Here is a 25,497-nt window from a genome sequence, read left to right on the forward strand (position 1 = left end):
GGCCTCCAGGTCGTCACCGTCGGCTCGAAGATCGGCGAGGAGACGGCCAAGCTGTTCGCGGCCGACTCCTACCGCGACTACCTGGAGCTGCACGGCCTCTCCGTCCAGCTCGCCGAGGCCCTCGCCGAGTACTGGCACGCGCGCGTCCGCGCCGAGCTGGGCTTCCAGGGCGAGGACCCGGCCGAGATGGAGGACATGTTCGCGCTGAAGTACCGCGGTGCGCGCTTCTCCCTCGGGTACGGCGCCTGCCCCGACCTGGAGGACCGCGCGAAGATCGCGGACCTGCTCCAGCCGGAGCGGATCGGCGTCCAGCTCTCCGAGGAGTTCCAGCTCCACCCGGAGCAGTCCACGGACGCCATCGTCATCCACCACCCGGAGGCGAAGTACTTCAACGCGCGATAACGCGCGGTAGCGCGTTTGTCGTCCCTCCGGAGGCCCGAAGCCGGGCCTCCGGTCGGGGACCGAAGCGTACGGACCGGCACAGTCGTACACTTATCGGTCCGGTAGCGGCCGGTCGTCTTTCCCCGCGGGAAGGCGGCCGGCCCTTTTGTCCCTCCGGGGACCCCTGCAACGGAGGTGTACGGATGACCAGCAGCATCCCCGCCGTCGGCACCCGAACGGCCGAAGGCTCCACCCTCCAGGCCGTCTTTCTCGATCTGGACGGCACTCTCGTCGACACCGAGAACTTCTGGTGGGAGGTGGAGGCAGAGGTCTTCGCCGACCTGGGGTACGTCCTGGACGAGGCGCACCGCCAGGTCGTGGTCGGCGGGCCGATGAGCCGCAGTGCCTCGTACCTCATCCAGGCCACCGGCGCCACGATCGCGCTCGCCGAGCTGACCGTGCTGCTCAACGCCCGTTTCGCCGCCCGGATCGCCCGTGGCGTGCCGCTCATGCCCGGCGCCCGCAGGCTGCTGGCGGAGCTGGCGGCGCACCAGGTGCCGACCGCGCTGGTCTCCGCCTCGCACCGCGACATCATCGACCGCATGCTCGAATCGCTGGGCGCGGAGCACTTCCACCTCACCCTCGCCGGCGACGACCTCGCCCGCACGAAGCCGCACCCCGACCCGTACCTGACCGCCGCGGCCCGGCTCGGCGTGGACCCGGCGCGGTGCGCGGTGGTGGAGGACACCGTGACCGGCGTGACGTCGGCCGAGGCGGCCGGCTGCCGGGTGGTCGCCGTGCCGTCGCTGCTGCCGATCGAGCCGACCCCCACGCGGACCGTCGTGGGCTCCCTGGAAGAGGTCGATCTGCCTTTTCTGCGGTCCCTCATCACGGAAAAGCGATGAGCCGGTACTGAGCGTCGTCGGAGGAAAGGGCGAAGGGACGCTGAGGAGCGGAGTGCTCATTTTCCGTGACTAATGCAGCCACTGAATTCCCATGCCGCCGGTTGCATTGGGATCCGTGACGTTTATCACGCCACTGCCTCTCGACAGTCGGGGGAAACGTTGTTCCAAGGGGGTGCGCGAAGGGGTTGGGCGGGGGTAAGTGTCCGGATTGATGAAGCGGCGTACGAATCGTTCCAGTGTCCGGATATCGGTCACCCCGGGAGTGTTATCCCGGCGTGATATGCGCTCAACTCTGCTGTGTCACGGACCCGCTGACCGTTCCTACTAATGTCGACGCGAGCAACACCTCTGCGCCTGATAAGGAACCCGCCGACGATGAATCGCAAGACCTTGGTGCTGCCGGCCCTGGCCGGTCTGCTCGCCCCCGTACTGGCAGCCTGCGGAAGCGGCGACAGTGCAGGTGGGGACGGTAAGGCGATCGTCGTCGGTACCACCGACACCATCGAGGCGTCCAAGGCTGCCCCGGCCCCCTTCGACCCCGTCCAGACGTACGACGTCGGCGCCTGGAACGTCCTGCGCGGCACCTACCAGACCCTGATGCGGCTGCCCCGCACCGGCACCGAGCCGGTCCCCGAGGCGGCCCGCTCCTGCGGCTTCCGCGACACCCGGAACGAGCAGTACCGCTGCACCCTCCGCGACGGCCTGACGTTCTCCAACGGCGACTCGCTGACCGCCGCCGACGTGAAGTTCTCCGTCGACCGGATGCTGCGCATCAACAACACCAACGGTCCGGTGACGCTGATGAACAACATCGACACCGTGGAGACCTCCGGCCGGCACGAGGTGGTCTTCCATCTCAAGAAGCCCGACGCCACCTTCCCGCAGAAGCTCGCCACCCCCGCCGCCGCGATCGTCGACCACAAGGTCTACCCGCGCAACGCCCTCTACAAGGGCTTCGACCTGGTCGGCTCCGGCCCGTACCAGCTCAAGGCCGAGCACAGCGGCAACCGCGTCACCAAGGCCGTCTTCACCCGCAACCCCGAGTACAAGGGGGGCATCGAGCCGCAGAACGACGAGGTCGAGATGCGGTTCTTCGACGACTCGGAGGACATGGAGAAGGCGCTGCGCAAGGGCGACATCGACCTGATGAACCGCACCCTGTCGCCGCATCAGATCGAGGGCCTGCAGAACGCCCGGGACTCCCACGTCGTGCTCCAGGAGATGCCCGGCCAGGAGATCCGCTACCTCGCCTTCAACACGGACGCGCCCGTCGTACGCAACAAGGCGGTACGCCAGGCCATGGCCCAGCTGGTCGACCGCCCCGCGCTGGTCCGCGACGTGTACGCGCACACCGGCGACCCGCTGTACTCCCTGGTGCCGACCGGCCTCACCGGCCACATCAACTCCTTCTTCAGCAAGTACGGCAACGCCGACCCGGCCGAGGCCAAGCGCATCCTGCGGAGCGCCGGCATCCGCACGCCGGTGAAGATCACCCTCGCCTACACCGAGAACCACTACGGCTCGACCACGAAGGACGAGTTCGAGGAGCTGCGGCAGCAGCTGAACAAGGGCGGTGTGTTCGACGTGAGCCTCAAGGGCGTGGGCAGCTGGCAGACGTTCCGCGAGGACTCCGGCAAGGGCAAGTACCCGGTCTGGGGCATGGGCTGGTACGCCGACATCCCGGACGCCGACAACTACCTCGCGCCCTTCATCGGCAAGGGCAACTTCCTCGGCTCCCCGTACCGCAACCGCGAGATCGAGGACCAGCTGATCCCGGCCACCCGTCAGCAGGCGGACCGCAACGCCGCGGCGGGCAGCTTCAAGCAGGCGCAGAACATCGTGGCCGACGACGTCCCCGTCCTCCCGCTGTGGCAGGGCAAGCAGTACGTCGCCGCGCGTGATGACATCACCGGCGTGGAGTGGGCACTGAACTCCTCCTCCGCGCTGCAGATCTGGGAATTGGGCCGCGGCGTCGCCGACTGACGCCGGAGCAACGGCCGGCCGGCACCCGCCAGGGCGCCGGCCGGCCCGCCCGCAGAGCGAGCCCCTCGCTCTCATCGGCCGGCGGCCTCGTCGGCAGGCAACCGCGACACCAACTGTGAGGAACGCGCACGTGAGGAAACGTGACCAGCTGCTCGCCGCCCCCTTGTGTGCGGGGCTGGCCGCAGCCCTGCTTGCCGGGTGCGGCTCGGGCGACGACGAGGGTGCCGGGGTCGGCGAACCTGTGGTCATGGGCATGACGGACACGATCCAGTCGATCGACCCGGCGGCCGGCTACGACCCGGGCTCCTGGCTCCTGTTCAACAATGTCTTCCAGTCCCTGATCAGCTTCCCCAAGGGCAGCACCACCCCCCAGCCGGAAGCCGCCAAGAGCTGCACCTTCACCGACAACAGCAGCAAGGTCTACCGCTGCACCCTGAAGGACGGGCTGGAGTTCAGCAACGGGGACGCCCTCACGTCCAAGGACGTGAAGCACTCCTTCGACCGCACCCTGCGGATCAACGACAAGAACGGCCCCGCCGTCATGCTCGCCGGCCTGGACGAGATCCAGACGCCCGACGACAAGACCGTGGTCTTCCACCTCAAGACGCCCGACGCGACCTTCCCCATGAAGATCGCCTCCGGCGCCGGCTCCATCGTCGACCGCAAGGAATACCCGGCCGACAAGCTCCGCACCGACGGCAAGGCCGTCGGCTCCGGCGTCTACAAGCTCGACAGCTACGGCACCAAGCAGGCCGTCTTCTCGGTCAACCCCTCCTACAAGGGGCCGGCCAAGGTCAAGAACTCCGGCATGACCATGAAGTTCTACGACTCCCAGACGACGCTGAAGCACGCCGTGCAGGACGGCAAGGTCGACCTCGCCTACCGTGGCCTCGCCAACAAGGACATCGCCGACCTCGACCAGGCCGTCGACAGCGGCCGCACCCAGGTCGTCGAGGGCGACAGCGCCGAGACCATGAACCTGGTCCTCAACACCAAGGACCCGGTCGCCGGCAAGCTCGGCGTCCGCAAGGCCATGGCGTACACCATCGACCGCGCCGCCCTCGTCCGTGACGTCTACCAGCGCACCGTCGAGCCGCTGTTCTCCATCGTGCCCGCCGGCATCACCGGCCACAGCACCTCCTTCTTCGACACCTACGGGTCCCGCCCGCAGCGCGACAAGGCCGAGTCCGCGCTCCGCGGCGCCGGCATCCAGGGCAAGGCGAAGCTCACCCTCTGGTCCACCCCCACCCGCTACGGCCCCGACACCGACGCGGCCCTCCAGGAGATCGCGCAGCAGCTCAACTCCAGCGGCCTCTTCGACGCCAAGGTCAAGAGCGTGCCGTTCGAGGAGTACGAGAAGGGCGTGGCTGCCGGGAAGTACCCCGTGTACGTCAAGGGCTGGGTCCCCGACTACCCGGACCCCGACAACTTCACCCAGCCGTTCTTCGGCAAGGGCAACGTCCTGAACAACGGCTACGACTCCGGGCGCATCTCCCGCGGCCTGCTCCCCAGGACCGCGGCCGAGCCCGACCGCGGCGCCGCCAAGAAGGACTACCGCGAGGTGCAGCAGATCGTCGCCGACGAGCTGCCGGTGATCCCGCTCTGGCAGGGCAAGCAGTACGCCGTGGCCCGGGACACCGTCTCCGGCCTGGAATGGACCCTGGACTCCTCGACCGTCTTCCGCTTCTGGGAGATCAGCAAGAGCTCGGAGGAGTGAGCGCGGTCCCCGACCTCGCACAGCGACTCGCCTAGCGACACGCACAGCGAAAGGCCCGGCGCGGTTCTCCCGCGCCGGGCCTTCGTGCCGACTGCCGCCCCGAGCGCTGCCGGAGCGGACGGCCTCACTGCGCGCCGGGACGCACCAGCCCGCTCTCGTACGCGTACACCGCCGCCTGCACCCGGTCCCGCAGGCCCAGCTTCGTCAGCACATGCCCCACGTGCGTCTTCACCGTCGTCTCGCTGACGAACAGGTCCGCCGCGATCTCCGCGTTCGACAGGCCGCGCGCGACCAGCTTCAGCACCTCCACCTCACGCTCGGTCAGCGTGCCGAGCGTGTCCGGCACCGGCTCCTCGCCCGACGGCAGATGCGTGGCGTACTTGTCCAGCAGCCGGCGCGTGATGCTCGGCGCGAGCATCGCCTCACCTGCCGCCACCACCCGGATCGCCTGCACCAGCTCGTTCGCCGGCGCGTCCTTCAGCAGGAAGCCGCTCGCCCCCGCCCGCAGCGCCTCCACCACGTACTCGTCCAGATCGAACGTGGTCAGCACCAGGACCTTCGCCGGGCCGTCCTTCGCCGGACCGGTGATCCGGCGGGTCGCCTCCACGCCGTCCATCCGCGGCATACGGATGTCCATCAGCACCACATCGGGCTGGAGCGCCCGCACCTGATCCAGCGCCTGCATGCCGTCACCGGCCTCGCCGACGACCGCGATGTCCTGCTCCGCCTCCAGGATCATCCGGAAGCCGGTACGCAGCAGCGGCTGGTCGTCGACCAGCAGGACGCGGATAGTCACGAACTCTCCTTCGATTGGCCTGCGGCCCCATTCTGCCCTGCCGCGGCGTCCCCGGACTGCGGCGCCGGGATCACCGGCAACGTCCTGTCGGCGGCCGGCGCGCCCGGCGCCAGCGGATACGGCGGGGGAGTGCCCCCGAACTCCGGACACACCGCCTGGTGATCGCACCAGTTGCACAGCTTCGTCGGCCGCGGCCGCCAGTCACCCGAATCCGTCGCCCGCTGGATCGCGTCCCACAGCGCCAGCAGCTTGCGCTCCACGCCCCGCAGATCCGCCTCGGACGGGTCGTACGTCAGCACGTCGCCACTGCCCAGGTAGACCAGCTGCAGCCGGCGCGGCACCAGCCCGCGCAGCCGCCACAGCACCAGCGCGTAGAACTTCATCTGGAACAGCGGGCCGTCGCTGTACTCCGGGCGGGGGGCCTTGCCGGTCTTGTAGTCCACCAGGCGCACCTCGCCCGTCGGCGCCACGTCCACCCGGTCGATGAAGCCGCGCAGCCGCAGCCCCGACTCCAGCACCGTCTCCACGTACAGCTCACGGTCGGCCGGCTCCAGCCGCGTCGGATCCTCCAGCGAGAACCACCGCTCCACCAGCGCCTCGGCGTCCGTCAGCCAGCGCGCCAGCCGCTCGCCCTCCGGATCGTCGGCGAACAGCTCCGCGAGCTCCGGACGCTTCTCCAGGAGCTTCGCCCACTCGCCCGGCACCATGGCCCGCGCGCTCGGCGCCGTACGCTCCGCCGCCGGCGCGTCGAAGAGCCGCTCCAGGACCGCGTGCACCACCGTGCCCCGGGTGGCCGCCTCGCTGGGCTTCTCCGGCAGCTTGTCGATCACCCGGAAGCGGTACAGCAGCGGGCACTGCATGAAATCGCTCGCGCGGGAGGGCGACAGCGCCACCGGGCGCGCCGCGGCCGGCGCTGCCCGTACGGCCTTCTCGGTGCTCGTGTCCATAGCCATAGACCCTACGGCCCGCCACCGACAGCATTCCGCATACCATCGACGCGGACCGCTTCGCCCTGCATGATCGTGGTACTGAGAGCGTGGTACCGAACCGGACAGGCCGGTCAGGGCGAAGGCCGCACACCGACGAGGGGACACCGTGGACGAGAGCGGGAAGCCGCAGGGCCCGCAGGACGCCCAGGAGTCCGCCGCCGCACCGGAAACCGCCGACGTACCGGCAACCGCCGACGACGGACCGCGGGACGGGGGAGCGGAGACCGGCAAGGACGTGCGTGGCGAGGACGTGCCCGAGAAGGACGTACGCGGCGGGGGCGTGCCCGAGAAGGACGTACGTGGCGAGGACGTACGTGGTGAGGACCTGCCCGAGAAGGTGACGCCCCCGCCGACCGGTGGCCGGCCCGCCGTCACGCCCGGGTCCGTCGACGGCGCCGCCAACGGACGCCGCGGTCCCGGCGGCGGCATCCTCATGGGCAAGCCCTTCGGCGTGCCCGTGTACGTCGCCCCCAGCTGGTTCCTGGTCGCCGCCCTCATCACCTGGGTCTTCGGCGGCCAGCTGGAGCGGGTGCTGCCCGAGCTGGGCGCCGCCCGCTACCTGGTCTCCCTCTTCTTCGCCGTCGCCTTCTACGCGTCCGTCCTGGTGCACGAGCTGGCGCACACCGTCGCCGCGCTCCGGTTCAAGCTCCCCGTACGCCGCATCCAGCTCCAGTTCTTCGGCGGTGTCTCGGAGATCGAGAAGGAGTCCGAGACCCCCGGCCGGGAGTTCGTCCTCGCCTTCGTCGGCCCGCTGCTCTCTCTCGTGCTCGCCGGCGTCTTCTACGGCGCGATGTACCTCGTCGAACCCGGCACGGTCCCCGGCGTCCTGATCGCCGGACTGATGATCTCCAACCTCATCGTGGCGATCTTCAACCTGCTCCCCGGCCTCCCGCTCGACGGCGGCCGGATGCTCCGCGCCGTCGTCTGGGCCGTCACCGGCAAGCCGATGACCGGCACCGTCGCCGCCGCCTGGGTCGGCCGCGCGCTCGCCGTCGCCGTGCTCATCGGACTGCCGCTGCTCACCCACACCGGGGCGCTGGGCAACGAACGCCCCGAGATCGGCGGCGTCGACTCCCTCACGGACGCCCTGCTCGCCGCGATCCTCGCCGCGATCATCTGGACCGGTGCCGGCAACAGCCTGCGCATGGCCCGGCTCCGGGCACACCTTCCCGACCTCCGGGCCCGTACGCTCACCCGGCGCGCCGTCCCCGTGGAGCCGAGCCTGCCGCTCTCCGAAGCGCTGCGCCGCGCCAACGAAGCGGGCGCCCGCGCCCTGGTCGTCGTGGACGGGCACGGCGTGCCCACCGCCGTCGTCCGAGAGGCGTCGATCGTCGCCGTCCCCGAGCATCGCCGCCCCTGGGTCGCGGTCAGCGGCCTCGCGCAGGAGCTGAAGGAGGGCATGCGGGTCCCGGCCGAGCTGGCCGGCGAGGACCTCCTGGACCACCTCCGCACCACCCCGGCCACCGAGTACCTGGTCGTGGAGGACACCGGCGAGATCTACGGCGTCCTCTCCGCCGCCGACGTCGAAAAGGCCTTCGTGGCGGCGATGGCCCGGCCTTCCTGAGAGCGCCGGAGGAGCGCCGAAGGAGTGCCGATCACGATTCCCGCAGAGGCCGACCGCGATTCCGGCCCGCCCCTCCCGGGTAACCCCCAGCCGGGGGGACGGGGGTGTTCGACCCGCCCTGTAGGCGCCGCGCCCGAATGCCCCCGGCTGCGCCGGCCCCCCGTCCCGTATGCGCCGCGCCCGGCAGCTCCCGCGCCGGGCAGCCTCCGGCCCAGGGTTCCCGCGGCTTGCTGCTGGGTAACCCCCAGCCGGGGGGACAGGGGTGTTCGACCCGCCACGTAGGCGCCGCGTCCGAATGTCCCGGCTGCGCCGGCCCCCTCCGCCCCGTATGCGCCGCGCCCGGCCGTCGCGCGGCCCTGGTACGGAGTGCTCCGCACGCCCGGTAGGCTGGTCACATGTCCGAACCGACCGGTGCCGCCCGCCGTCGCGGGCCCTTCAAGGTCGGGGACCAGGTCCAGCTCACCGATCCCAAGGGTCGCCACTACACGTTCACGCTCGAAGCGGGGAAGAGCTTCCACACCCACAAGGGAGCCTTCCCCCACGACGAGCTGATCGGCGCTCCCGAGGGCAGTGTTGTCCGTACCACCGGGAACGTCGCCTACCTCGCGCTGCGCCCCCTGCTCCCCGACTACGTCCTGTCCATGCCCCGCGGTGCCGCCGTGGTCTACCCCAAGGACGCGGGGCAGATCCTGGCGATGGCCGACATCTTCCCCGGCGCCCGCGTCGTCGAGGCGGGAGTGGGATCCGGCTCGCTCAGCAGCTTCCTGCTGCGCGCCATCGGCGACCAGGGCATGCTGCACAGCTACGAGCGGCGCGCCGACTTCGCCGAGATCGCCACCCAGAACGTCGAGCGCTACTTCGGGGGCCCGCACCCCGCGTGGACGCTCACGGTCGGTGACCTCCAGGACAACCTCTCCGACACCGAGGTCGACCGGGTCATCCTGGACATGCTCGCCCCCTGGGAGTGCCTGGACGCCGTCTCCAAGGCGCTCGTCCCCGGCGGCATCCTCTGCGCGTACGTCGCCACCACGACGCAGATGGCCCGCACCGTCGAGGCCATCCGCGAGCACGGCACCTTCAACGAGCCGTCGGCCTGGGAGACCATGGTCCGCACCTGGCACGTCGAGGGCCTGGCCGTCCGCCCCGACCACCGCATGATCGGCCACACCGGCTTCCTGCTCACCGCCCGCCGCCTCGCGGACGGCGTGGAGCCGCCGCTGCGCCGCCGCCGGCCCGCCAAGGGCGCGTACGGCGAGGACTACACCGGCCCCGGTGGCCAGTCCGCGCCCGCGCAGGAGCACAAGAGCCCGGCCCAGAAGCTGCGCGAGAAGAAGGAGCGCGAGCAGGCCGGTCAGGAAGCGCCCCCGCAGGCGGACGCCGGCGCGGAGAGCCGCGAGGACTCCGCCGAGAGCTGACCCCGTACGGCTCACCGCGAGAGCCGACTCCGTACGGCTCGCCGCCACGTACCGAACCGCACGGCGCCGCCCGTGAGTTCCCGACAGGGAGCCACCGGCGGCGCCGACGCGTTTCGGGGGCAGGGGCCGAGCCGCGGACCGGGCCTCGAGCAGAAGCACGGCCGAACCACGGGCGCCGGGCGTCCGCATGGCCGGTTCCGGTGTGTTTTTCGCCGTTCGGGAACCCCGCGTGGGGCAGCCGCGTTCCCAGGGCAAGGACCGAGTTCTTCAAGTTTTCTTCTTGGTCCGGACTTGTTGGTTCCGTGGCAGGGCATCGTGTGGAACGATGCCGGGCAACCCCCACCGCCACAGCTCTTCCCAGGAGTTATTCCGCGTGCAGTCCTTGGCAGGCCCGGACCTTCCGCACACCAGCACGACCTTCATGCAGTGGCTCGCCACCGCGACCGCCGTCGCGGGCGTGGTCGCCCTGGCCTCCCTCGTCCAGCCTGCCGGCACGGTCCCGACCGCCTCCGCCGCGACCTCGGCCGACGGCCGCCCCGCCCCCGCGGCCACCGCCCCGGACGCCCGGTCTGCGCACTACCCGCTCGACTGCGGGCCCAATCCGGTCCAGGTGACCGACAAGGTCTCGGGGGACCTCGACGGCGACGGCGGACAGGAGACCGTCGCGGTGGTGCGCTGCAAGGCCGAGATGGGCACGCCGCCCAGCGGTGTGTACGTCCTTGCCGCGCCGTCCGTCGAAGGGGCCGCGCCGCGCGTGGTGGCGACCCTCGTCGACCCCGCGGACAAGTTCAGCGTGCAGGACCTCACGCTCTCGGGAGGGGCCGTGAGCGCCACGCTCCTGGGGTACTCCAGCACCGATGTGCCGCGCTGCTGCCCCGACATTCACAAGGGCACCAAGTGGCGGTGGCAGAACGGCAAGTTCGTCCAGAGCGAAACGTCCAGCGCCGGAAGCGAACTCCCCGCTTCCCGCGGCATCTGACCCCGGCCCACCCCGCGAGGCGCCCCACCGTACGATTTCCGGCCACTCCCTGTGAGCGTCCGACCGCCGACGCGGGCCCTTGTTCCGGCCGTACGGGCCCTTGTTCCGGTCGTACGGCGCGGGCCCTTCCTCCGGCCGGCCGTCACGTGACGTCACCGACGGCCGCCGTCCCGTCCCGCCCGGCGGCCGCGGCCCGTCGCCCGCCGGCTACTCCGCGTCCGGGCCGTAGACCTCGGCCTTGTCCGACACCCGGCGCACGTGGATGCAGTCGCCGGGGCACTCCTTCGCGGAGTCCCGCACGTCGTTGAGCAGCGGCAGCGGTACCGGAGTGGTGGCTCCCTTGTCCTGGAGCAGCTCGTCGTCGGCGCTCTTCACGTACGCCAGCCCGTCGATGTCGAGCTCGAAAACCTCCGGCGCGTACTGCGCACAGATGCCGTCGCCGGTGCACAGGTCCTGGTCGATCCAGACCTCGAGCTCGGTGGCTTCTTCCTGGGCGCTCATCTCGCCTGCCGTTCCTACGTGCGTTTAACCGATGTTGACTAAGTAGTGCCAGCACTGACGGGTGTTGACCGTGTCGACGATACAACCGGTCGCTTTCGGATGTTGTCGGGTGGGTATCACCCCAGGGTGAGGACGTGCGCAAGGGTGAAGATCGGACACACCCCGACAGTCTTTTCGATCTAGGGGTTTCAACCTGCACCGGCCCAGGTAGGGTCAGGAAGCGTCCAGCTCCCCTTGGAGGAGGTGAGGACCGTGGCAGCCCACGACGACGACATCAACCGCGGCATCCGGCCGGGGCGGGGGTCTGACGACCCTGCCGGCCAGGTTGCCTATCTCGAGCAGGAGATCGCCGTCCTGCGACGCAAGCTCGCCGACTCTCCGCGTCACACGAGGATTCTCGAAGAGCGGATCGTCGAGCTGCAGACAAACCTGGCCGGCGTATCGGCTCAGAACGAGCGACTCGCCAATACTCTCCGTGAGGCCCGCGACCAGATCGTCGCGCTCAAGGAGGAAGTCGACCGGCTCGCGCAGCCGCCGGCCGGCTTCGGTGTCTTCCTGACGGCGAACGAGGACGGCACGGCCGACATTTTCACCGGAGGCCGAAAGCTCCGGGTCAATGTCAGCCCGAGCGTCGAGCTCGAAGAGCTCAGGCGTGGCCAGGAGGTCATGCTCAATGAAGCGCTCAACGTGGTCGAGGCCATGGAGTTCGAGCGCGCCGGGGACATCGTCACCCTCAAGGAGATCCTGGAGGACGGCGAGCGCGCCCTGGTGATCGGGCACACCGACGAGGAACGGGTGGTGCGGCTCGCCGAGCCGCTGCTGGACATCACCATCCGCCCCGGCGACGCCCTGCTGCTCGAACCCCGCTCCGGCTACGTCTACGAGGTCATCCCCAAGAGCGAGGTCGAAGAGCTGGTCCTCGAAGAGGTACCGGACATCGACTACACCAAGATCGGCGGTCTGGGCGGCCAGATCGAGCTGATCCGGGACGCCGTCGAGCTCCCGTATCTCTACCCCGATCTGTTCAAGGAGCACGAACTGCGCCCGCCGAAGGGCGTCTTGCTCTACGGCCCGCCCGGCTGCGGCAAGACACTCATCGCCAAGGCGGTCGCCAACTCCCTCGCCAAGAAGGTCGCCGAGGTGACCGGCAAGCCCGCGGGGAAGAGCTTCTTCCTCAACATCAAGGGCCCCGAGCTCCTCAACAAGTACGTCGGCGAGACCGAGCGGCACATCCGCCTGGTCTTCCAGCGGGCCAGGGAGAAGGCCAGCGAGGGCACGCCCGTCATCGTCTTCTTCGACGAGATGGACTCCCTCTTCCGCACCCGTGGCTCCGGGGTCAGCTCGGACGTGGAGAACACCATCGTCCCGCAGCTGCTCTCCGAGATCGACGGCGTGGAGGGCCTGGAAAATGTGATCGTCATCGGTGCCTCGAACCGTGAGGACATGATCGACCCGGCGATCCTGCGTCCCGGCCGTCTCGACGTGAAGATCAAGATCGAGCGTCCGGACGCCGAGGCCGCCAAGGACATCTTCTCGAAGTACCTCACCGACCGGCTGCCGCTGCACACCGACGACCTCTCCGAGCACGGCGGGTCGCCGAAGGCCGCGGTCAGCGCCATGATCCAGTCGGTCGTCGAGCAGATGTACGCGGAGTCCGAGGAGAACCGCTTCCTGGAGGTCACCTACGCCAACGGTGACAAGGAAGTCCTGTACTTCAAGGACTTCAACTCCGGCGCCATGATCGAAAACATCGTCGGACGCGCCAAGAAGATGGCCATCAAGGCCTTCCTCGAACAGAACCAGAAGGGCCTCCGGGTCGCCCACCTGCTCCAGGCGTGCGTGGACGAATTCAAGGAGAACGAGGACCTCCCGAACACCACCAACCCCGACGACTGGGCCCGCATCTCCGGCAAGAAGGGCGAGCGGATCGTCTACATCCGCACCCTCGTCACCGGCAAGCAAGGCGCGGACACCGGCCGCTCGATCGACACGGTGGCGAACACCGGTCAGTACCTGTAACACCGCTCACCGGCTGCGGATGTCCCAGGCGGGGCGTCCGCAGCCGGACGCATTTCCAGGGGTGGGACGCGCCCTGGAGGGGACCCGGCGGAACAGGGAAAACCGGACTGGAGCAATGACTGTAATGATCTCCCCAGCGCCGCATCGGCGTTCTAGGCTCTTCGGTACCGCCGCACCACTCAGTGCGGAAGCGGGGACCGCATACGGACCGGAAGCGCAGCGGTACTTGAGCGCCGACCCCAGCAGGGGGCGCCGCCGGGCAAGGAGGGCCGCATGACCGTACGGCGAGTAATGGGCATCGAGACGGAGTACGGCATCTCCGTCCCCGGCCACCCGAACGCCAATGCCATGCTCACCTCGTCCCAAGTCGTCAACGCCTACGCGGCGGCGATGCACCGGGCCCGACGCGCCCGGTGGGACTTCGAGGAGGAGAACCCGCTGCGGGACGCCCGCGGCTTCGACCTCGCACGTGAGAATGCGGACGCCAGCCAGCTCACCGACGAGGACATCGGCCTGGCCAACGTCATCCTCACCAACGGCGCGCGGCTCTACGTCGACCACGCGCACCCCGAGTACAGCGCCCCCGAGGTCACCAACCCGCGCGACGCCGTGCTGTGGGACAAGGCCGGCGAACGCATCATGGCCGAGGCCGCCGAGAAGGCCGCCCAGGTCCCCGGCGCCCAGCCGATCCACCTCTACAAGAACAACACCGACAACAAGGGCGCCTCCTACGGCACGCACGAGAACTACCTGATGAAGCGGGAGACCCCCTTCTCGGACATCGTGCGCCACCTCACCCCCTTCTTCGTCTCCCGCCAGGTCGTCTGCGGTGCCGGCCGGGTCGGCATCGGCCAGGACGGCCACGAGCACGGCTTCCAGATCAGCCAGCGCGCCGACTACTTTGAGGTGGAGGTGGGCCTGGAGACGACGCTCAAGCGGCCCATCATCAACACCCGCGACGAGCCGCACGCCGACGCCGAGAAGTACCGCCGGCTGCACGTCATCATCGGCGACGCGAACCTCTCGGAGATCTCCACCTACCTGAAGCTGGGCACGACGGCGCTGGTCCTCTCCATGATCGAGGACGGCTTCATCAACGTCGACCTCGCCATCGACCAGCCCGTACGCACCCTCCACCAGGTCTCGCACGACCCGTCGCTGCAACAGCTCATCACGCTCCGCAGCGGTCGGACGCTCACCGCCGTACAGCTCCAGATGGAGTACTACGAGCTGGCCCGCAAGTACGTCGAGGAGCGCTTCGGCGCCGACGCGGACGCGCAGACCAAGGACGTCCTCAGCCGTTGGGAGGACGTGCTCGGCCGGCTGGAGAACGACCCGATGAGCCTGTCCGGCACGCTGGACTGGGTCGCGAAGCGGGAGCTCATGGAGGGCTACCGGCGCCGCGACAACCTCGACTGGGACGCGGCGCGGCTGCACCTGGTCGACCTCCAGTACGCCGACGTACGGCCCGACAAGGGCCTCTACAACCGGCTGGCGGCGCGCGGCAAGATGCAGCGCCTGCTGACCGAGGCGGACGTGGAGAAGGCGGAGATCAAGCCGCCGGAGGACACCAGGGCCTACTTCCGGGGCCGCTGTCTGGAGCAGTACGCGGACGATGTCGCGGCCGCCTCCTGGGACTCCGTGATCTTCGATCTGCCCGGCCGTGACTCCCTCCAGCGGGTCCCGACACTGGAGCCGCTGCGGGGCACCCGGAACCACGTCAAGGAGCTCCTGGACCGCTGCCGCACGGCGGAGGACCTGGTCCGGGTACTGAGCGGCGGCTGAGGCGGTAAAGACGCGTACGGGCCGCTCACGGCCTGATGAGAGGCCCGATCGTGACCGATCCGGCGCCCGCCGGGCGGCTGAAAGGCCCGCCCGGCGGGAATCATCGAAGTGGGTCCCGGACGTTGAGGGAAAGTGCAGGGCCGATGTCGGACCCAGCTTGTAAGGTCTGATCTTGACAGTCACATCGAGCGGGGCGAACCGAGCGGGGTGAGGGATATGGCGACCAAGGACACCGGCGGCGGACAGCAGAAGGCGTCGCGCACCACCGAGGAGGTCGAGGAGCAGACTCAGGACGCGGAAGCGTCCGAGGACCTCAAGGAGCGCCAGGAAAAGCTGTCGGACGACGTGGACTCCGTGCTGGACGAGATTGACGATGTCCTCGAGGAGAACGCTGAGGATTTCGTGAGGTCATTTGTCCAGAAGGGTGGCGAGTAATCCCTAGATGTCCGAATTGCATCACGAGAAGAACTGCTCACGATGCAGACGGACGTTGTCGTCGGGGGCATTCGCCAGCAACAAGTCGATGCGCGACGGCCTGCAGGCGTACTGCCGGGAGTGCTCCGCGGAGTACTACCGGCAGCGCCAGGCGGCCAAGGGGCGGACGGTCCGCGAGAAGATTCCTGTGCCTCGCGGATCCAAGCGGTGCCCCCAGTGCGAGGAAGTAAAGCCGCACGACCAGTGGGAGCAGAACAAGTCGTCGTCGGACGGCTGGGCAAGCTACTGCCGGTCGTGCCGAGCCGAGCGGAATCGCGAGAGCTACTTCCGACGCAAATACGGCCTCACCGAGGCCGAGCGGGATGCTCTTCGCGCCGAGACGAAGGGGCTCTGTCCCATCTGTCTCGCGGCTCCGGCCGTGCATGTGGATCACGATCACGATACGGGTAAGGTCCGTGGCGTGCTGTGCTTCAGCTGTAACGCAGCGCTTGGGCAATTCAAAGATCGGCCGGACGTCCTGAGGCGTGCGGCCGAGTATCTGGAAGGAAAAGTGTGGAAGCCAATACTCGAAGCACCGGGCGTCTACCGTCTGCCTTCCTGACGCCTGGATCCTCCTCGTTCATGGACTTTCTCAGCGAGCACTCGCCGGAGCTGCTGCCGGGGAACCGGCCGTTGCCGCCCGTGCAGGGGGCGATCGAGGCGCCGCACGGCACGACGATCGTCGCGGCGACGTTCTCCGGGGGCGTCGTGCTGGCCGGTGACCGTCGCGCGACGATGGGCAATGTCATCGCGCAGCGGGACATCGAGAAGGTCTTCCCGGCGGACGAGTACAGCGCGGTCGGCATCGCCGGCACCGCGGGCCTGGCCGTCGAGATGGTCAAGCTCTTCCAGCTGGAGCTGGAGCACTACGAGAAGGTCGAGGGCGCGCAGCTGTCCCTGGAGGGCAAGGCGAACCGCCTGTCGACGATGATCCGCAGCAATCTGGGCATGGCCATGCAGGGTCTGGCCGTGGTGCCGCTGTTCGCCGGGTACGACATCGACCGCGAGAAGGGCCGTATCTTCTCGTACGACGTGACCGGCGGGCGTTCGGAGGAGCGGAACTACGCCGCGACGGGCTCCGGTTCGGTCTTCGCGCGCAGTGCTCTGAAGAAGCTGTTCCGGGACGACTTCTCGGAGAACGACGCGGCGACCGCTGTCGTGCAGGCGCTGTACGACGCCGCGGACGACGACTCGGCCACCGGTGGCCCGGACATGGGCCGGCGGATCTATCCGATCGTCACGGTGATCAATGACGAGGGCTTCAAGAAGCTCACCGAGGACGAGGTGTCCGAGATCGCCCGTGCCGTCCACGAGCGGCGTATGGAGCAGCCCGACGGCCCGCGGGCCGCACTGCTCTGACGTGACGACAGCGGATGACGGATCCGGAGGGGCTTTCGCCGTGAGAGAGCCATTGACAGAAAGGGACGGATAGCCGGTGTCGACGCCGTTCTATGTCTCACCCCAGCAGGCCATGGCCGATCGCGCCGAGTACGCCCGCAAGGGCATCGCGCGCGGACGCAGTGTTGTCGCCCTGCAGTATGCCGACGGCGTCGTTTTCGTCGCCGAGAATCCTTCCCGTGCACTGCACAAGGTCAGCGAGATCTATGACCGGATCGCCTTCGCGGCGGTCGGTAAATACAACGAGTTCGAGAACCTCCGGATCGGTGGTGTGCGCTACGCCGATCTGCGGGGGTACACCTACGACCGTGAGGACGTGACGGCGCGCGGGCTGGCGAACACCTACGCCCAGACGCTCGGTGCGATCTTCTCCAGCGCGGGCGAGAAGCCGTACGAGGTGGAGCTGCTGGTCGCCGAGGTGGGTCCCACCCCGGAGGACGACCAGATCTACCGGCTGCCGCATGACGGTTCGATCGTGGACGAGCACGGTTCGGTCGCGGTCGGTGGTAACGCCGATCAGATCAGCAGCTATCTCGATCAGCATCACCGGGACGACATGACGCTGGGCGAGGCGCTGAAGCTCGCCGTGGAGTCGCTGTCGCGGGACAACAACGGTGGTGAGCGGACGCTGACCGCCGAGCAGCTGGAGGTCGCGGTCCTGGACCGCAAGCGGCCGCAGCAGCGGAAGTTCAAGCGGGTGCTGGGCCGTCAGCTCGCGCGGCTGCTGGAGTCGGACGGTGCGGCCGCGACGCCGGCCACCGAGTCCGATGCCGAGGGTGAGGCCGAGGAGGGTTCCGACTCGGAGAGCTGAGCGCCGCTCGCGTACGTTCCGCGCCGCCCCGGTGGGTTGTTTCCCGCCGGGGCGGCGCGGTGTGCGCGGGGCCCGGAGAGGTCCCCCACGGGCATCCTGACAGTGCGTCAGGAGCGCGGCTCGTCCGGCGGGGGCGGGGCGGTCGAGTCGCGGGTGACCAGTTCGACGGGGAGGGTGGTGGGCGCGGCGGCCGGCCGGCCGGCCAGGACGTCGATGAGGGCGCGCATGCCGGCGGCGCCGAACTCCTCGGCGGGCAGCCGTACGGTCGTCAGTTCGGGTTCGACGGCGGTGGCCAGCGCGAGGTCGTCGAAGCCGGTGATGGAGACGTCCTCGGGTACGCGCAGGCCGAGGCGGCGGGCGGCCTTGCAGGCACCGGCGGCGAGCAGGTCGTCGTCGCAGACGAGGGCGGTGGGGCGGGGGCCTGGGGCGGTCAGCGCGGCGTGGGCCGCGTGCAGTCCGGCGTCCACGCTGAGCGGTGCGGGCAGGCGGTGCAGGGCGGCGCCCGGTACGGCTTCCACGGTCTCCGCGAGGGCTTCGGCGCGGAGGTGGAAGGTCCAGGAGTCGACGGCGGCGGCGAGGTGGGTGAGCCGGCGGTGGCCGAGGTCGAGCAGGTGGTGGGCGGCGAGGCGGGCGCCGTGGGCGATGTCGAGGTTGACGGTGGCGGCGGCGGGGGTGCTGTTCGGGTCGCTGTCCAGCATGACGAGGGGGAGGCCCTCGCCGTAGAGGGCGGTCAGCGCGTCCGCGGCCATGGAGGAGGCGATGACGCCGTCGAGGGTGGCGCGGGCGGAGTCGAAGGGGTCGCGGGCCGGGCCGATGCCTTCGGGGGAGGGGTAGAGCACGAGGCCGAAGCCGCTGTCGGCGGCGATGCGGGCGGCGCCGGTGTAGACGCGGGCGAAGAATTCGGTGGTGAGGGCCGGGACGACGAGGAGGGCGGTGCGGGTGCGGCCGAGGCGGAGGCTGCGGGCCGCGAGGTTGGGGCGGTAGCCGAGTTCGCGTGCCGCGGTGCGTACGGCGTCGGCCTTGGCCGCGGAGACCCGGCCGCGCCACTTGTCGCCGAGGACGAGGGAGACGGCGGCCTGGGAGACGCCGGCGGCCCGTGCCACGTCCTTGCTGGTGACGCGGGGTGCTTCGGGCGGCGTGTGCGACCGGGTGCTGTGTGTCCCCGCGTCCGGCGTTCCGGTGCCTCGTGCCGCCGCCCCCTGTTCGGTCACTGGTGTGGCTGCCCTTCGTGCGGCGGTGCTGTTGTGGTGTGCGCGGTGGACCCGCGGTCAGCGGCCATGGTACGTATGACGGAACACGTTATACGTAACACTTGACGGTGGGCACCCGGCCCCGGCGGCCGGCGGAGAGGGGCGGACATGGCCGCGGGTTACGCGGAGCTGCTCAGGACGCGCCACGCGGCGCGGCTGCTGGTCGGCACGTTGGTCGGACGGCTGCCGAACGCCACGGCGGCGCTGGCGGTGGTGCTCTTCACCCGGGCGGAGGGCGGCAGCTACGCCCTGGCGGGGGTCCTCTCGGCCGTGTACGGCCTCTGCAACGCCGTAGGGCAGCCGCTGCTGGGCCGCGCGGTGGACCTGTGGGGCCAGCCGCGCGTCATGCTCCCCTCGGCCGTCCTGTCGGCGCTGGGCATGGTCCTGCTGGCCGCGGTCGGCATCGACCCGGTGTGGCCGGCGTACGCGGCCATGGTGGTCGCCGGGTTCTTCACGCCGCCGCTGGAGGGCGGGCTGCGGGCACTGTGGCCGGGCGTCCTCAAACGCCCCGAGCGGGTGCACGCGGCGTACGCACTGGACGCGGTGGCGCAGGAGGTCATGTTCGCGGTCGGCCCGCTGCTGGTGACGCTGAGCGTCGCGGCCTGGTCCGAACGGGTCGCGCTGCTGGTCATCAATGTCCTCGGCGTGCTCGGCGCGCTGTCGGTGGTGGTCTCGGCGCCGTCCCGCGAGTGGCGCAGCGCGCCGCGCGAGGCGCACTGGCTGGGGGCGCTGCGCTCCTCCGGGATGCTGGTCCTCATCGGGTCGTTCTTCTTCGTGGGGCTGGCGCTGGGGTCGATCGCGGTGGCGGCGGTGGCGTACGCCGATACGCACGGCGGCGGAATGGTCTCCAGCTACCTTCTCTCCGCGCTGGGCGCGGGGGCGCTGGTCGGCGGTGTGGTGTACGGGGCGCGCGAGTGGCCGGGGGAGCCGGAGCACCGGTTGCGGGTGCTGATCGGGCTGCTGGCGCTCGGGTATCTGCCGTTGTCCCTGGCGCCGGGGGTGGCCGGGATGACGGCGCTGACCGGGCTGGCGGGTGTGTTCCTGGCGCCGGCGCTGGCGTGCGCGTTCATCGTGGTGGACCGGCACGCGCCGGGCGGCACGGTGACGGAGGCGTTCTCGTGGCTGGTCACGACGTTCGGGGTGGGGGCCGCTGTGGGTACGTCCGTGGTGGGGCCCGCGGTGGAGCTGGGCGGCGCGACGGCGGGTTTCGCGGTCGCGGGCGGCGGTGGCGTGGCCGCGCTGGCCGTGATGGTGGCCGCGCGGCGTTTTCTGCTGCCGTCCGGGATTCGGACGGGTGGCGTCCAGGCGGAAAATGATCGGAACGGTGCCGTCGAACCCGGTTTCAGAGCTGGCCATCAGGCGTAATGTTCAGTCATGGACCGCCGCATTTTCGGGCTGGAGAACGAGTACGGCGTCACGTGTACGTTCAGGGGACAGCGCCGCCTGTCTCCCGACGAAGTGGCGCGGTACCTCTTCCGCCGTGTCGTGTCATGGGGCCGCAGCAGCAATGTCTTCCTGCGGAACGGTGCCCGCCTGTACTTGGACGTGGGATCGCACCCGGAATACGCAACTCCCGAGTGCGACAACGTGACCGAGCTGGTCACCCACGACAAGGCCGGCGAGCGCATTCTCGAAGGCCTGCTCGTCGACGCCGAACGCCGCCTGCATGAGGAGGGAATCGCCGGAGACGTCTATCTCTTCAAGAACAACACCGATTCGGCGGGAAACTCGTACGGCTGCCACGAGAACTACCTCGTGGCACGGCACGGGGAGTTCTCCAGGCTCGCGGACATCCTCATTCCGTTCCTGGTGACCCGTCAGCTGCTGTGCGGTGCCGGAAAGGTGCTGCAGACGCCGCGCGGTGCGGTGTACTGCGTGAGCCAGCGCGCCGAACACATCTGGGAAGGGGTCTCCTCCGCGACGACCCGCTCCCGGCCGATCATCAACACCCGCGACGAGCCGCACGCGGACGCCGAGCGCTACCGCCGGCTGCACGTCATCGTGGGTGACTCCAACATGTCCGAGACGACCATGCTGCTGAAGGTCGGCGCCACCGACCTCGTGCTGCGCATGATCGAGGCGGGCACGGTGATGCGGGACCTGACCCTGGAGAACCCCATCCGGGCGATCCGCGAGGTCAGCCACGACATCACCGGTCAGCGCAAGGTGCGGCTGGCGAGCGGCCGGGAGGCCTCGGCCCTGGAAGTCCAGCAGGAGTACTACGAGAAGGCGGTGGACTTCTGCGACCGCCGTGGCATCCGTACGGGCACCGTCGAGCGGGTCCTGGAGCTGTGGGGCCGCACGCTGGAGGCGATCCGGGACGAGCAGCTGGACCGGGTCGCGACGGAGATCGACTGGGTGATGAAGTACCAGCTGATCGACCGTTACCGCGCCAAGAACAACATCACCATGTCCCACCCGAGGGTGGCGCAGATAGACCTCGCGTACCACGACATCCACCGCCGTCGCGGGCTGTACTACCTCCTGGAGAAAAAGGGCCAGGCGGCGCGGGTGTGCAACGATCTGAAGATCTTCGAGGGCAAGTCCGTGCCGCCGCAGACGACACGGGCCAGGCTGCGCGGCGATTTCATTCGCCGGGCCCAGGAGCAGCGCAGGGACTTCACCGTCGACTGGGTGCATCTCAAGCTCAATGACCAGGCGCAGCGCACGGTGCTGTGCAAGGACCCGTTCCGGTCCGTGGACGACCGGGTGGAGAAGCTCATCGCGGGAATGTGACGCCTTCCGCGGCACGGCGGTGTGTCAACGGCCATTGGGCCGGTGCACACCGCCGTGTTGTCTCTGGAAAAGGGGCGGCGTTCGGCTCGTGGCGCGGAGGGGTTCAGGTCGTAGAGTGGCGGGCATTGCCCACCTACCCCTCTAGCCCGAGTTGGACTGATGAAGCTCACGAAGAACACCCGCCGTGCCGCGGCCGCGGCGATCGCCGTGCCCGTCCTGATGTTCACCGCCGCGTGCGGGTCCGATGACGACTCCGCCGATTCGGGCGTCGTGAAGGTGGACGGCAAGGCCGGCGAGCAGCCCAAGATCAGCGTGCCCAAGGGCGCCAAGCCGTCGGAGAAGACGGTCGTGAAGACGCTCCACGAGGGCAAGGGCGCGACCGTGAAGAAGGGCGACTTCGTTCGGCTGGACTTCATCGGGCAGACGATGAAGGGCCAGTCGCTGGGCAGCACCTGGTCCAAGCAGCCGGGTGCCAAGGAGCGGGCGCAGGTCGTCGGGGAGGTCGGCCAGCCCTCGCAGATGCTGCCGTCGCAGGTGATGGAAGAGGCGGAGGGGAAGAAGGTCGGTACCCGCTTCGAGATCGAGGGCACCGCCAAGTCGATCATCGGCGACCAGCTGAACCCGCAGGCGGGTGTGAAGGCGGGCGACGGCCTGGTCTGGGTCGTCGACATCGTCAACGCCAAGAAGGTCGACAAGAAGGCCGCCGCCAAGGGGGAGCAGGCGGCGCCGGAGGCCGGTATGCCCGAGGCGAAGGACAACGGGCAGAAGCCCGCCACTATCACGGTCCCCAAGGGCGAGAAGGCCCCCAAGGACACCAAGGACCAGGTGCTCATCAAGGGTGACGGCCCGAAGGTGAAGGCCGGTCAGGGTGTGATCGCGCAGTACACCGGTGTGAAGTGGGAGGACGGCAAGATGTTCGACTCCTCCTGGAAGCACGGTGGCGCCACCGCCTTCCAGATCGGCACCGGCCAGGTCGTGAAGGGCTGGGACAAGGCGCTGGTCGGCAAGAACGTCGGCGACCGTGTCCTGGTCGTCGTGCCGCCGAAGGACGGCTACGCCGCCAGCCCGCAGTCCGGGCTGGCGAAGAACACGCTGGTCTTCTCGGTGGACATCATCGGCGCCGTCTGAGGCCGTCCGCGGGCCGCGATGATCACTGCGTCGTCATCTGCGAGACTGTCCGGCGTTGTAGAACGATTCGTTCGTAGGAGCACATACGTGAGCATCGACAAGCCCGAGATCGACTTCCCGGAGGGCCCCGTGCCCACCGATCTGGAGATCGTGGACCTGTGGGAGGGTGACGGGCCGGTCGCCAAGGCGGGGGACAACGTCTCCGTCCACTACGTCGGCGTCTCCTTCAGCACCGGCGAGGAGTTCGACGCGAGCTGGAACCGCGGCAAGCCGCTGCAGTTCCAGCTGGGCGCCGGACAGGTCATCGCGGGCTGGGACCAGGGCGTGCAGGGCATGAAGGTCGGCGGCCGCCGCCGGCTGACCATTCCCGCGCACCTGGCGTACGGCGACCGTGGCGCCGGTGGCGGCCGCATCGCCCCGGGTGAGACGCTGATCTTCGTCTGCGACCTGGTCTCGGTCTGAGGACGCGACGCCGGGGCCGGCCGAGCCCGGTCCGGCGCTGATTTTCGCCCACGCGGACACCGTGTCCGGACGCCGGTTACGTCCTTGTGCGGCGCCGGCACGGCGCGTGGCGCGAGTATTGAGGGCCCATGCCCCCTCGGGGGTATGGGCCCTCGGCTTTTGAAGCGGCTCTCGGTAGCGGTACGGTCATCGGTCGGGAGCTAGAGAAAGGGCGTCGATGGCCATTGCCAAGGCCGAGCGGCTGATGAACCTGGCGCTGTGCCTGCTGGGGACCCGGCGCCCGCTCACCAAGCGGGAGTTGCGCGGTTCCATCGAGGCGTACGTCGAGGCGTTCGGCCCGGGGGACACCGTGGCCGGCGCGGGCGACGAAGCGTTCAATCGCATGTTCGAGCGGGACAAGGACGACCTGCGTGAGCTCGGCATGGTCATCGAGACCGTCGAGGGGCTGGACGGTGAGACCGGCTACCTCGCGCGCCGCGACTCCAACCGTCTTCCGCCGATCACGCTGGACGCCGAGGAGGCCGCGGCCCTGGGCCTGGCCGCCAAGATCTGGCAGCAGGCCCGGCTCGCGGGCGCGGCCAGCGGCGCGCTCCAGAAGCTGCGCGCGGCCGGCATGCCGCTGGCGTCGGAGGACGAGGGCCCGTACGACCCGGCGCAGCCGCACAGCGCCCTGGAGCCCCGCATCCCCGCCCACGAGGCCGCCTTCGAGCCGCTGATGCTGGCCTGCCGTGACCGCCGGCCGGTCGTCTTCGACTACCGCAAGGGCAACGCGGCGCGGCCCGAGCAGCGCCAGGTGGAGCCGTGGATCCTGGAGTGCTGGCGCGGCCACTGGTACCTGGCGGGCTGGGACCGCGACCGCAAGGCCGAGCGGGTCTTCCGGCTCTCCCGCATCACCGGCAAGGTCCGCTCGCGCGCCGGGAAGTTCACCGCCGAGGTGCCCGACCACGTGACCGTGCGGGAGACGGTGGAGAGCTGGGCGGGCGAGACCGCCACCGGCACCGCCCGCATCAGGCTGCGCGCCGACCACGGTTACCCGCTGCGCGCCCGCGCGCTGTCCGTGCGCGCGACGGGCGACGGCTGGGACGAGCTGGAGATCCCGTACGGGCACGGGCTGGACGCCTGGCTGGTGGAGCTGGGCCCGGACGTGATCGTGCTGGAACCGGCCGAACTGCGGGCCGACGTGGTGGACCGGCTGCGTGCCGTGGCCAAGGGCTGAGGGGGAGCGACCGGACCATGGCGACGAATGCCATCGACCAGACCCGCCGGATGCTGTCCCTGGTGACGTACCTGCGTGAGCGCCCCGGCGCCCACGTCAGCGACGTGGCCCGGGCCTTCGGCATCACCGAGGACGAGCTGATCGCGGACCTCGACGTGCTGCCGATGTGCGGTACGAGCTTCCGCGGCGGCGACCTGCTGGACATCGACACCGACGGCGACCGCATCTGGTGGCACAACCCCGACGACGTCGCCGAGCCGCTGCGGCTGGCCGCCGACGAGGCGACCGCGCTGCTGGTGGCGGCGCGCGCGGTGGCCACCCTGCCCGGCCTGCGCGAGGGCGACCGGCAGGCGCTGCTGCGGGCCACCGCCAAGCTGGAGGCCGCGGCGGGCGAGGCGGCCGGCGCCAGCTCCCGGCTCTCCGTCACCTTCGAGTCCGAGGGCGGCGTCTTCGCCGACGTGGACCGAGCCATCGCAGAACGCCGCCGGCTCTGGCTGCGCTACTACTCACCGGCCCGCGACGAGCTCACCGAGCGCGAGGTGGACCCCATCCGCCTCTTCACCATCGGCCACACCTACGTCGAGGCCTGGTGCCGGCTGTCCGAGGCGCGCCGCACCTTCCGGCTGGACCGGGTCGCCGAGATCAAGCTGCTCGACGCGCCCTCGGACCCGCCGCCGATCGAGCTGCGGGACCTGTCCGAGGGCCTGGTGCAGCCGGCCGCCGAGGACCCGGAGGTCGTGATCGAGGTGGGGCCCGGCGGCCGCTGGGTCGCCGAGTACTACCCGCACGACACCGCCGAGGAGCTGCCCGAGGGGGGCCTGCGCATCACCCTGCGTACGCCGGACCCCGCGTCGCTGCGGCGGCTCGCGCTGCGGCTGGGCCGGGACGGTCGGATCGTGGCGCCGCAGGAGCTGGCGGACAGCGCGCGGGACGCGGCGGCCCGGGCGCTCGCCGCGTACGGCGGCTGAGCGGGCGGCCCGGAGCACAC

Annotated in this window: 23 protein-coding genes; 19 read left to right on the top strand and 4 right to left on the bottom strand. The window is 69.9% G+C overall.

Annotation, left to right across the window (positions count from 1 at the left end; all coding sequences use genetic code 11):
• The 4 genes from ABZ840_RS30470 to ABZ840_RS30485 all read left to right on the top strand — a co-directional run.
• Positions 1-402 (top strand): vitamin B12 dependent-methionine synthase activation domain-containing protein (locus tag ABZ840_RS30470; RefSeq protein ID WP_361564836.1); only part of this gene is annotated, 402 nt, incomplete at its 5' end.
• 182 nt (positions 403-584) lie between these two features.
• Positions 585-1,286, top strand: coding sequence for an HAD family phosphatase (locus ABZ840_RS30475; protein WP_361564839.1), 702 nt, complete (start codon positions 585-587; stop codon positions 1,284-1,286).
• 375 nt (positions 1,287-1,661) lie between these two features.
• Positions 1,662-3,269, top strand: a complete 1,608-nt coding sequence (locus ABZ840_RS30480; RefSeq protein WP_361564842.1) for an ABC transporter substrate-binding protein — start codon at positions 1,662-1,664, stop codon at positions 3,267-3,269.
• 130 nt (positions 3,270-3,399) lie between these two features.
• Positions 3,400-4,986 carry an ABC transporter substrate-binding protein gene (locus tag ABZ840_RS30485; RefSeq protein ID WP_361564844.1) on the top strand — a complete coding sequence of 529 codons (1,587 nt, stop codon included), beginning with the start codon at positions 3,400-3,402 and terminating at the stop codon, positions 4,984-4,986.
• A 124-nt stretch (positions 4,987-5,110) separates the two neighbouring features.
• On the opposite strand, the gene ABZ840_RS30490 is transcribed toward ABZ840_RS30485, so the two are convergent.
• Both ABZ840_RS30490 and ABZ840_RS30495 read right to left on the bottom strand, forming a co-directional pair.
• The gene (locus tag ABZ840_RS30490) at positions 5,111-5,782 is read right to left on the bottom strand and encodes a response regulator transcription factor (protein ID WP_361564847.1); all 672 of its coding nucleotides are present in this window, start codon (positions 5,780-5,782) and stop codon (positions 5,111-5,113) included.
• Complete coding sequence (locus ABZ840_RS30495) at positions 5,779-6,729, bottom strand: RecB family exonuclease (RefSeq protein ID WP_361564850.1); 951 nt, start codon at positions 6,727-6,729, stop codon at positions 5,779-5,781. The genes ABZ840_RS30490 and ABZ840_RS30495 overlap by 4 nt, the downstream gene beginning before the upstream one ends.
• Positions 6,730-6,877: 148 nt before the next feature.
• On the opposite strand from ABZ840_RS30495, the gene ABZ840_RS30500 reads away from it, so the two are divergent.
• The 3 genes from ABZ840_RS30500 (at position 6,878) to ABZ840_RS30510 (ending at position 10,729) form a co-directional block, all read left to right on the top strand.
• Positions 6,878-8,335, top strand: coding sequence for a site-2 protease family protein (locus ABZ840_RS30500; protein ID WP_361564852.1), 1,458 nt, complete (start codon positions 6,878-6,880; stop codon positions 8,333-8,335).
• A gap of 395 nt (positions 8,336-8,730) precedes the next feature.
• Positions 8,731-9,750: a tRNA (adenine-N1)-methyltransferase gene (locus ABZ840_RS30505; protein WP_361564855.1), complete on the top strand. Its 1,020-nt coding sequence runs from the start codon at positions 8,731-8,733 to the stop codon at positions 9,748-9,750.
• 373 nt (positions 9,751-10,123) lie between these two features.
• The gene (locus ABZ840_RS30510; RefSeq protein WP_361564858.1) at positions 10,124-10,729 is read left to right on the top strand and encodes a hypothetical protein; all 606 of its coding nucleotides are present in this window, start codon (positions 10,124-10,126) and stop codon (positions 10,727-10,729) included.
• A 207-nt stretch (positions 10,730-10,936) separates the two neighbouring features.
• Here the strand turns inward: ABZ840_RS30510 and ABZ840_RS30515 are convergent, their stop codons facing one another.
• Complete coding sequence (locus ABZ840_RS30515; RefSeq protein WP_030252045.1) at positions 10,937-11,230, bottom strand: ferredoxin; 294 nt, start codon at positions 11,228-11,230, stop codon at positions 10,937-10,939.
• A gap of 252 nt (positions 11,231-11,482) precedes the next feature.
• Here ABZ840_RS30515 and arc point away from each other — a divergent pair, with 252 nt between their 5' ends.
• The 6 genes from arc (at position 11,483) to prcA (ending at position 17,717) form a co-directional block, all read left to right on the top strand.
• Entirely contained in the window at positions 11,483-13,249 is a 1,767-nt protein-coding gene (gene arc / locus ABZ840_RS30520; protein WP_361564862.1) for a proteasome ATPase, read from the top strand.
• 273 nt (positions 13,250-13,522) lie between these two features.
• Positions 13,523-15,034, top strand: coding sequence for a depupylase/deamidase Dop (gene dop / locus ABZ840_RS30525; protein WP_361564865.1), 1,512 nt, complete (start codon positions 13,523-13,525; stop codon positions 15,032-15,034).
• A 216-nt stretch (positions 15,035-15,250) separates the two neighbouring features.
• The gene (locus tag ABZ840_RS30530; protein ID WP_030616454.1) at positions 15,251-15,469 is read left to right on the top strand and encodes a ubiquitin-like protein Pup; all 219 of its coding nucleotides are present in this window, start codon (positions 15,251-15,253) and stop codon (positions 15,467-15,469) included.
• Between the two features lie 7 nt (positions 15,470-15,476).
• Positions 15,477-16,070 carry an endonuclease VII domain-containing protein gene (locus tag ABZ840_RS30535; RefSeq protein ID WP_361564868.1) on the top strand — a complete coding sequence of 198 codons (594 nt, stop codon included), beginning with the start codon at positions 15,477-15,479 and terminating at the stop codon, positions 16,068-16,070.
• The gene (gene prcB / locus ABZ840_RS30540; protein WP_361564871.1) at positions 16,022-16,867 is read left to right on the top strand and encodes a proteasome subunit beta; all 846 of its coding nucleotides are present in this window, start codon (positions 16,022-16,024) and stop codon (positions 16,865-16,867) included. Before ABZ840_RS30535 ends, prcB begins: the two co-directional genes overlap by 49 nt.
• 76 nt (positions 16,868-16,943) lie before the next feature.
• Positions 16,944-17,717 (top strand): proteasome subunit alpha, encoded by a 774-nt coding sequence (gene prcA, locus ABZ840_RS30545; RefSeq protein ID WP_361564874.1) that lies wholly within the window; start codon positions 16,944-16,946, stop codon positions 17,715-17,717.
• 107 nt (positions 17,718-17,824) lie between these two features.
• Here prcA and ABZ840_RS30550 read toward each other — a convergent pair whose 3' ends face one another.
• Positions 17,825-18,820, bottom strand: a complete 996-nt coding sequence (locus tag ABZ840_RS30550) for a LacI family DNA-binding transcriptional regulator (protein WP_361565212.1) — start codon at positions 18,818-18,820, stop codon at positions 17,825-17,827.
• A 255-nt stretch (positions 18,821-19,075) separates the two neighbouring features.
• Here ABZ840_RS30550 and ABZ840_RS30555 point away from each other — a divergent pair, with 255 nt between their 5' ends.
• The 6 genes from ABZ840_RS30555 (at position 19,076) to ABZ840_RS30580 (ending at position 25,477) form a co-directional block, all read left to right on the top strand.
• Complete coding sequence (locus tag ABZ840_RS30555; protein ID WP_361564877.1) at positions 19,076-20,332, top strand: MFS transporter; 1,257 nt, start codon at positions 19,076-19,078, stop codon at positions 20,330-20,332.
• A gap of 9 nt (positions 20,333-20,341) precedes the next feature.
• The gene (pafA, locus tag ABZ840_RS30560) at positions 20,342-21,703 is read left to right on the top strand and encodes a Pup--protein ligase (RefSeq protein ID WP_052867447.1); all 1,362 of its coding nucleotides are present in this window, start codon (positions 20,342-20,344) and stop codon (positions 21,701-21,703) included.
• Positions 21,704-21,862: 159 nt separating this feature from the next.
• On the top strand, positions 21,863-22,831 hold the full coding sequence (locus tag ABZ840_RS30565) for an FKBP-type peptidyl-prolyl cis-trans isomerase (protein ID WP_361564880.1): 969 nt from the start codon (positions 21,863-21,865) through the stop codon (positions 22,829-22,831).
• Between the two features lie 87 nt (positions 22,832-22,918).
• Positions 22,919-23,293, top strand: coding sequence for an FKBP-type peptidyl-prolyl cis-trans isomerase (locus tag ABZ840_RS30570; RefSeq protein WP_361564883.1), 375 nt, complete (start codon positions 22,919-22,921; stop codon positions 23,291-23,293).
• A 217-nt stretch (positions 23,294-23,510) separates the two neighbouring features.
• On the top strand, positions 23,511-24,509 hold the full coding sequence (locus ABZ840_RS30575) for a WYL domain-containing protein (RefSeq protein WP_361564886.1): 999 nt from the start codon (positions 23,511-23,513) through the stop codon (positions 24,507-24,509).
• 17 nt (positions 24,510-24,526) lie between these two features.
• Positions 24,527-25,477: a WYL domain-containing protein gene (locus ABZ840_RS30580; RefSeq protein ID WP_361564889.1), complete on the top strand. Its 951-nt coding sequence runs from the start codon at positions 24,527-24,529 to the stop codon at positions 25,475-25,477.
• The last annotated feature ends 20 nt before the right edge of the window (positions 25,478-25,497 follow it).

This window comes from Streptomyces sp. NPDC047117, assembly GCF_040643545.1.
GTDB lineage: Bacteria > Actinomycetota > Actinomycetes > Streptomycetales > Streptomycetaceae > Streptomyces.

Excerpts from the sequence above, each read along its gene's own strand:
- ABZ840_RS30475 (WP_361564839.1), top strand. The coding sequence starts at position 585 with ATGACCAGCAGCATCCCCGCCGTCGGCACCCGAACGGCCGAAGGCTCC.
- ABZ840_RS30480 (WP_361564842.1), top strand. The coding sequence starts at position 1,662 with ATGAATCGCAAGACCTTGGTGCTGCCGGCCCTGGCCGGTCTGCTCGCC.
- ABZ840_RS30495 (WP_361564850.1), bottom strand. The coding sequence starts at position 6,729 with ATGGACACGAGCACCGAGAAGGCCGTACGGGCAGCGCCGGCCGCGGCG.
- ABZ840_RS30505 (WP_361564855.1), top strand. The coding sequence starts at position 8,731 with ATGTCCGAACCGACCGGTGCCGCCCGCCGTCGCGGGCCCTTCAAGGTC.
- ABZ840_RS30515 (WP_030252045.1), bottom strand. The coding sequence starts at position 11,230 with ATGAGCGCCCAGGAAGAAGCCACCGAGCTCGAGGTCTGGATCGACCAG.
- dop (WP_361564865.1), top strand. The coding sequence starts at position 13,523 with ATGACCGTACGGCGAGTAATGGGCATCGAGACGGAGTACGGCATCTCC.
- ABZ840_RS30530 (WP_030616454.1), top strand. The coding sequence starts at position 15,251 with ATGGCGACCAAGGACACCGGCGGCGGACAGCAGAAGGCGTCGCGCACC.
- ABZ840_RS30535 (WP_361564868.1), top strand. The coding sequence starts at position 15,477 with ATGTCCGAATTGCATCACGAGAAGAACTGCTCACGATGCAGACGGACG.
- ABZ840_RS30555 (WP_361564877.1), top strand. The coding sequence starts at position 19,076 with ATGGCCGCGGGTTACGCGGAGCTGCTCAGGACGCGCCACGCGGCGCGG.
- pafA (WP_052867447.1), top strand. The coding sequence starts at position 20,342 with ATGGACCGCCGCATTTTCGGGCTGGAGAACGAGTACGGCGTCACGTGT.
- ABZ840_RS30565 (WP_361564880.1), top strand. The coding sequence starts at position 21,863 with ATGAAGCTCACGAAGAACACCCGCCGTGCCGCGGCCGCGGCGATCGCC.
- ABZ840_RS30575 (WP_361564886.1), top strand. The coding sequence starts at position 23,511 with ATGGCCATTGCCAAGGCCGAGCGGCTGATGAACCTGGCGCTGTGCCTG.
- ABZ840_RS30580 (WP_361564889.1), top strand. The coding sequence starts at position 24,527 with ATGGCGACGAATGCCATCGACCAGACCCGCCGGATGCTGTCCCTGGTG.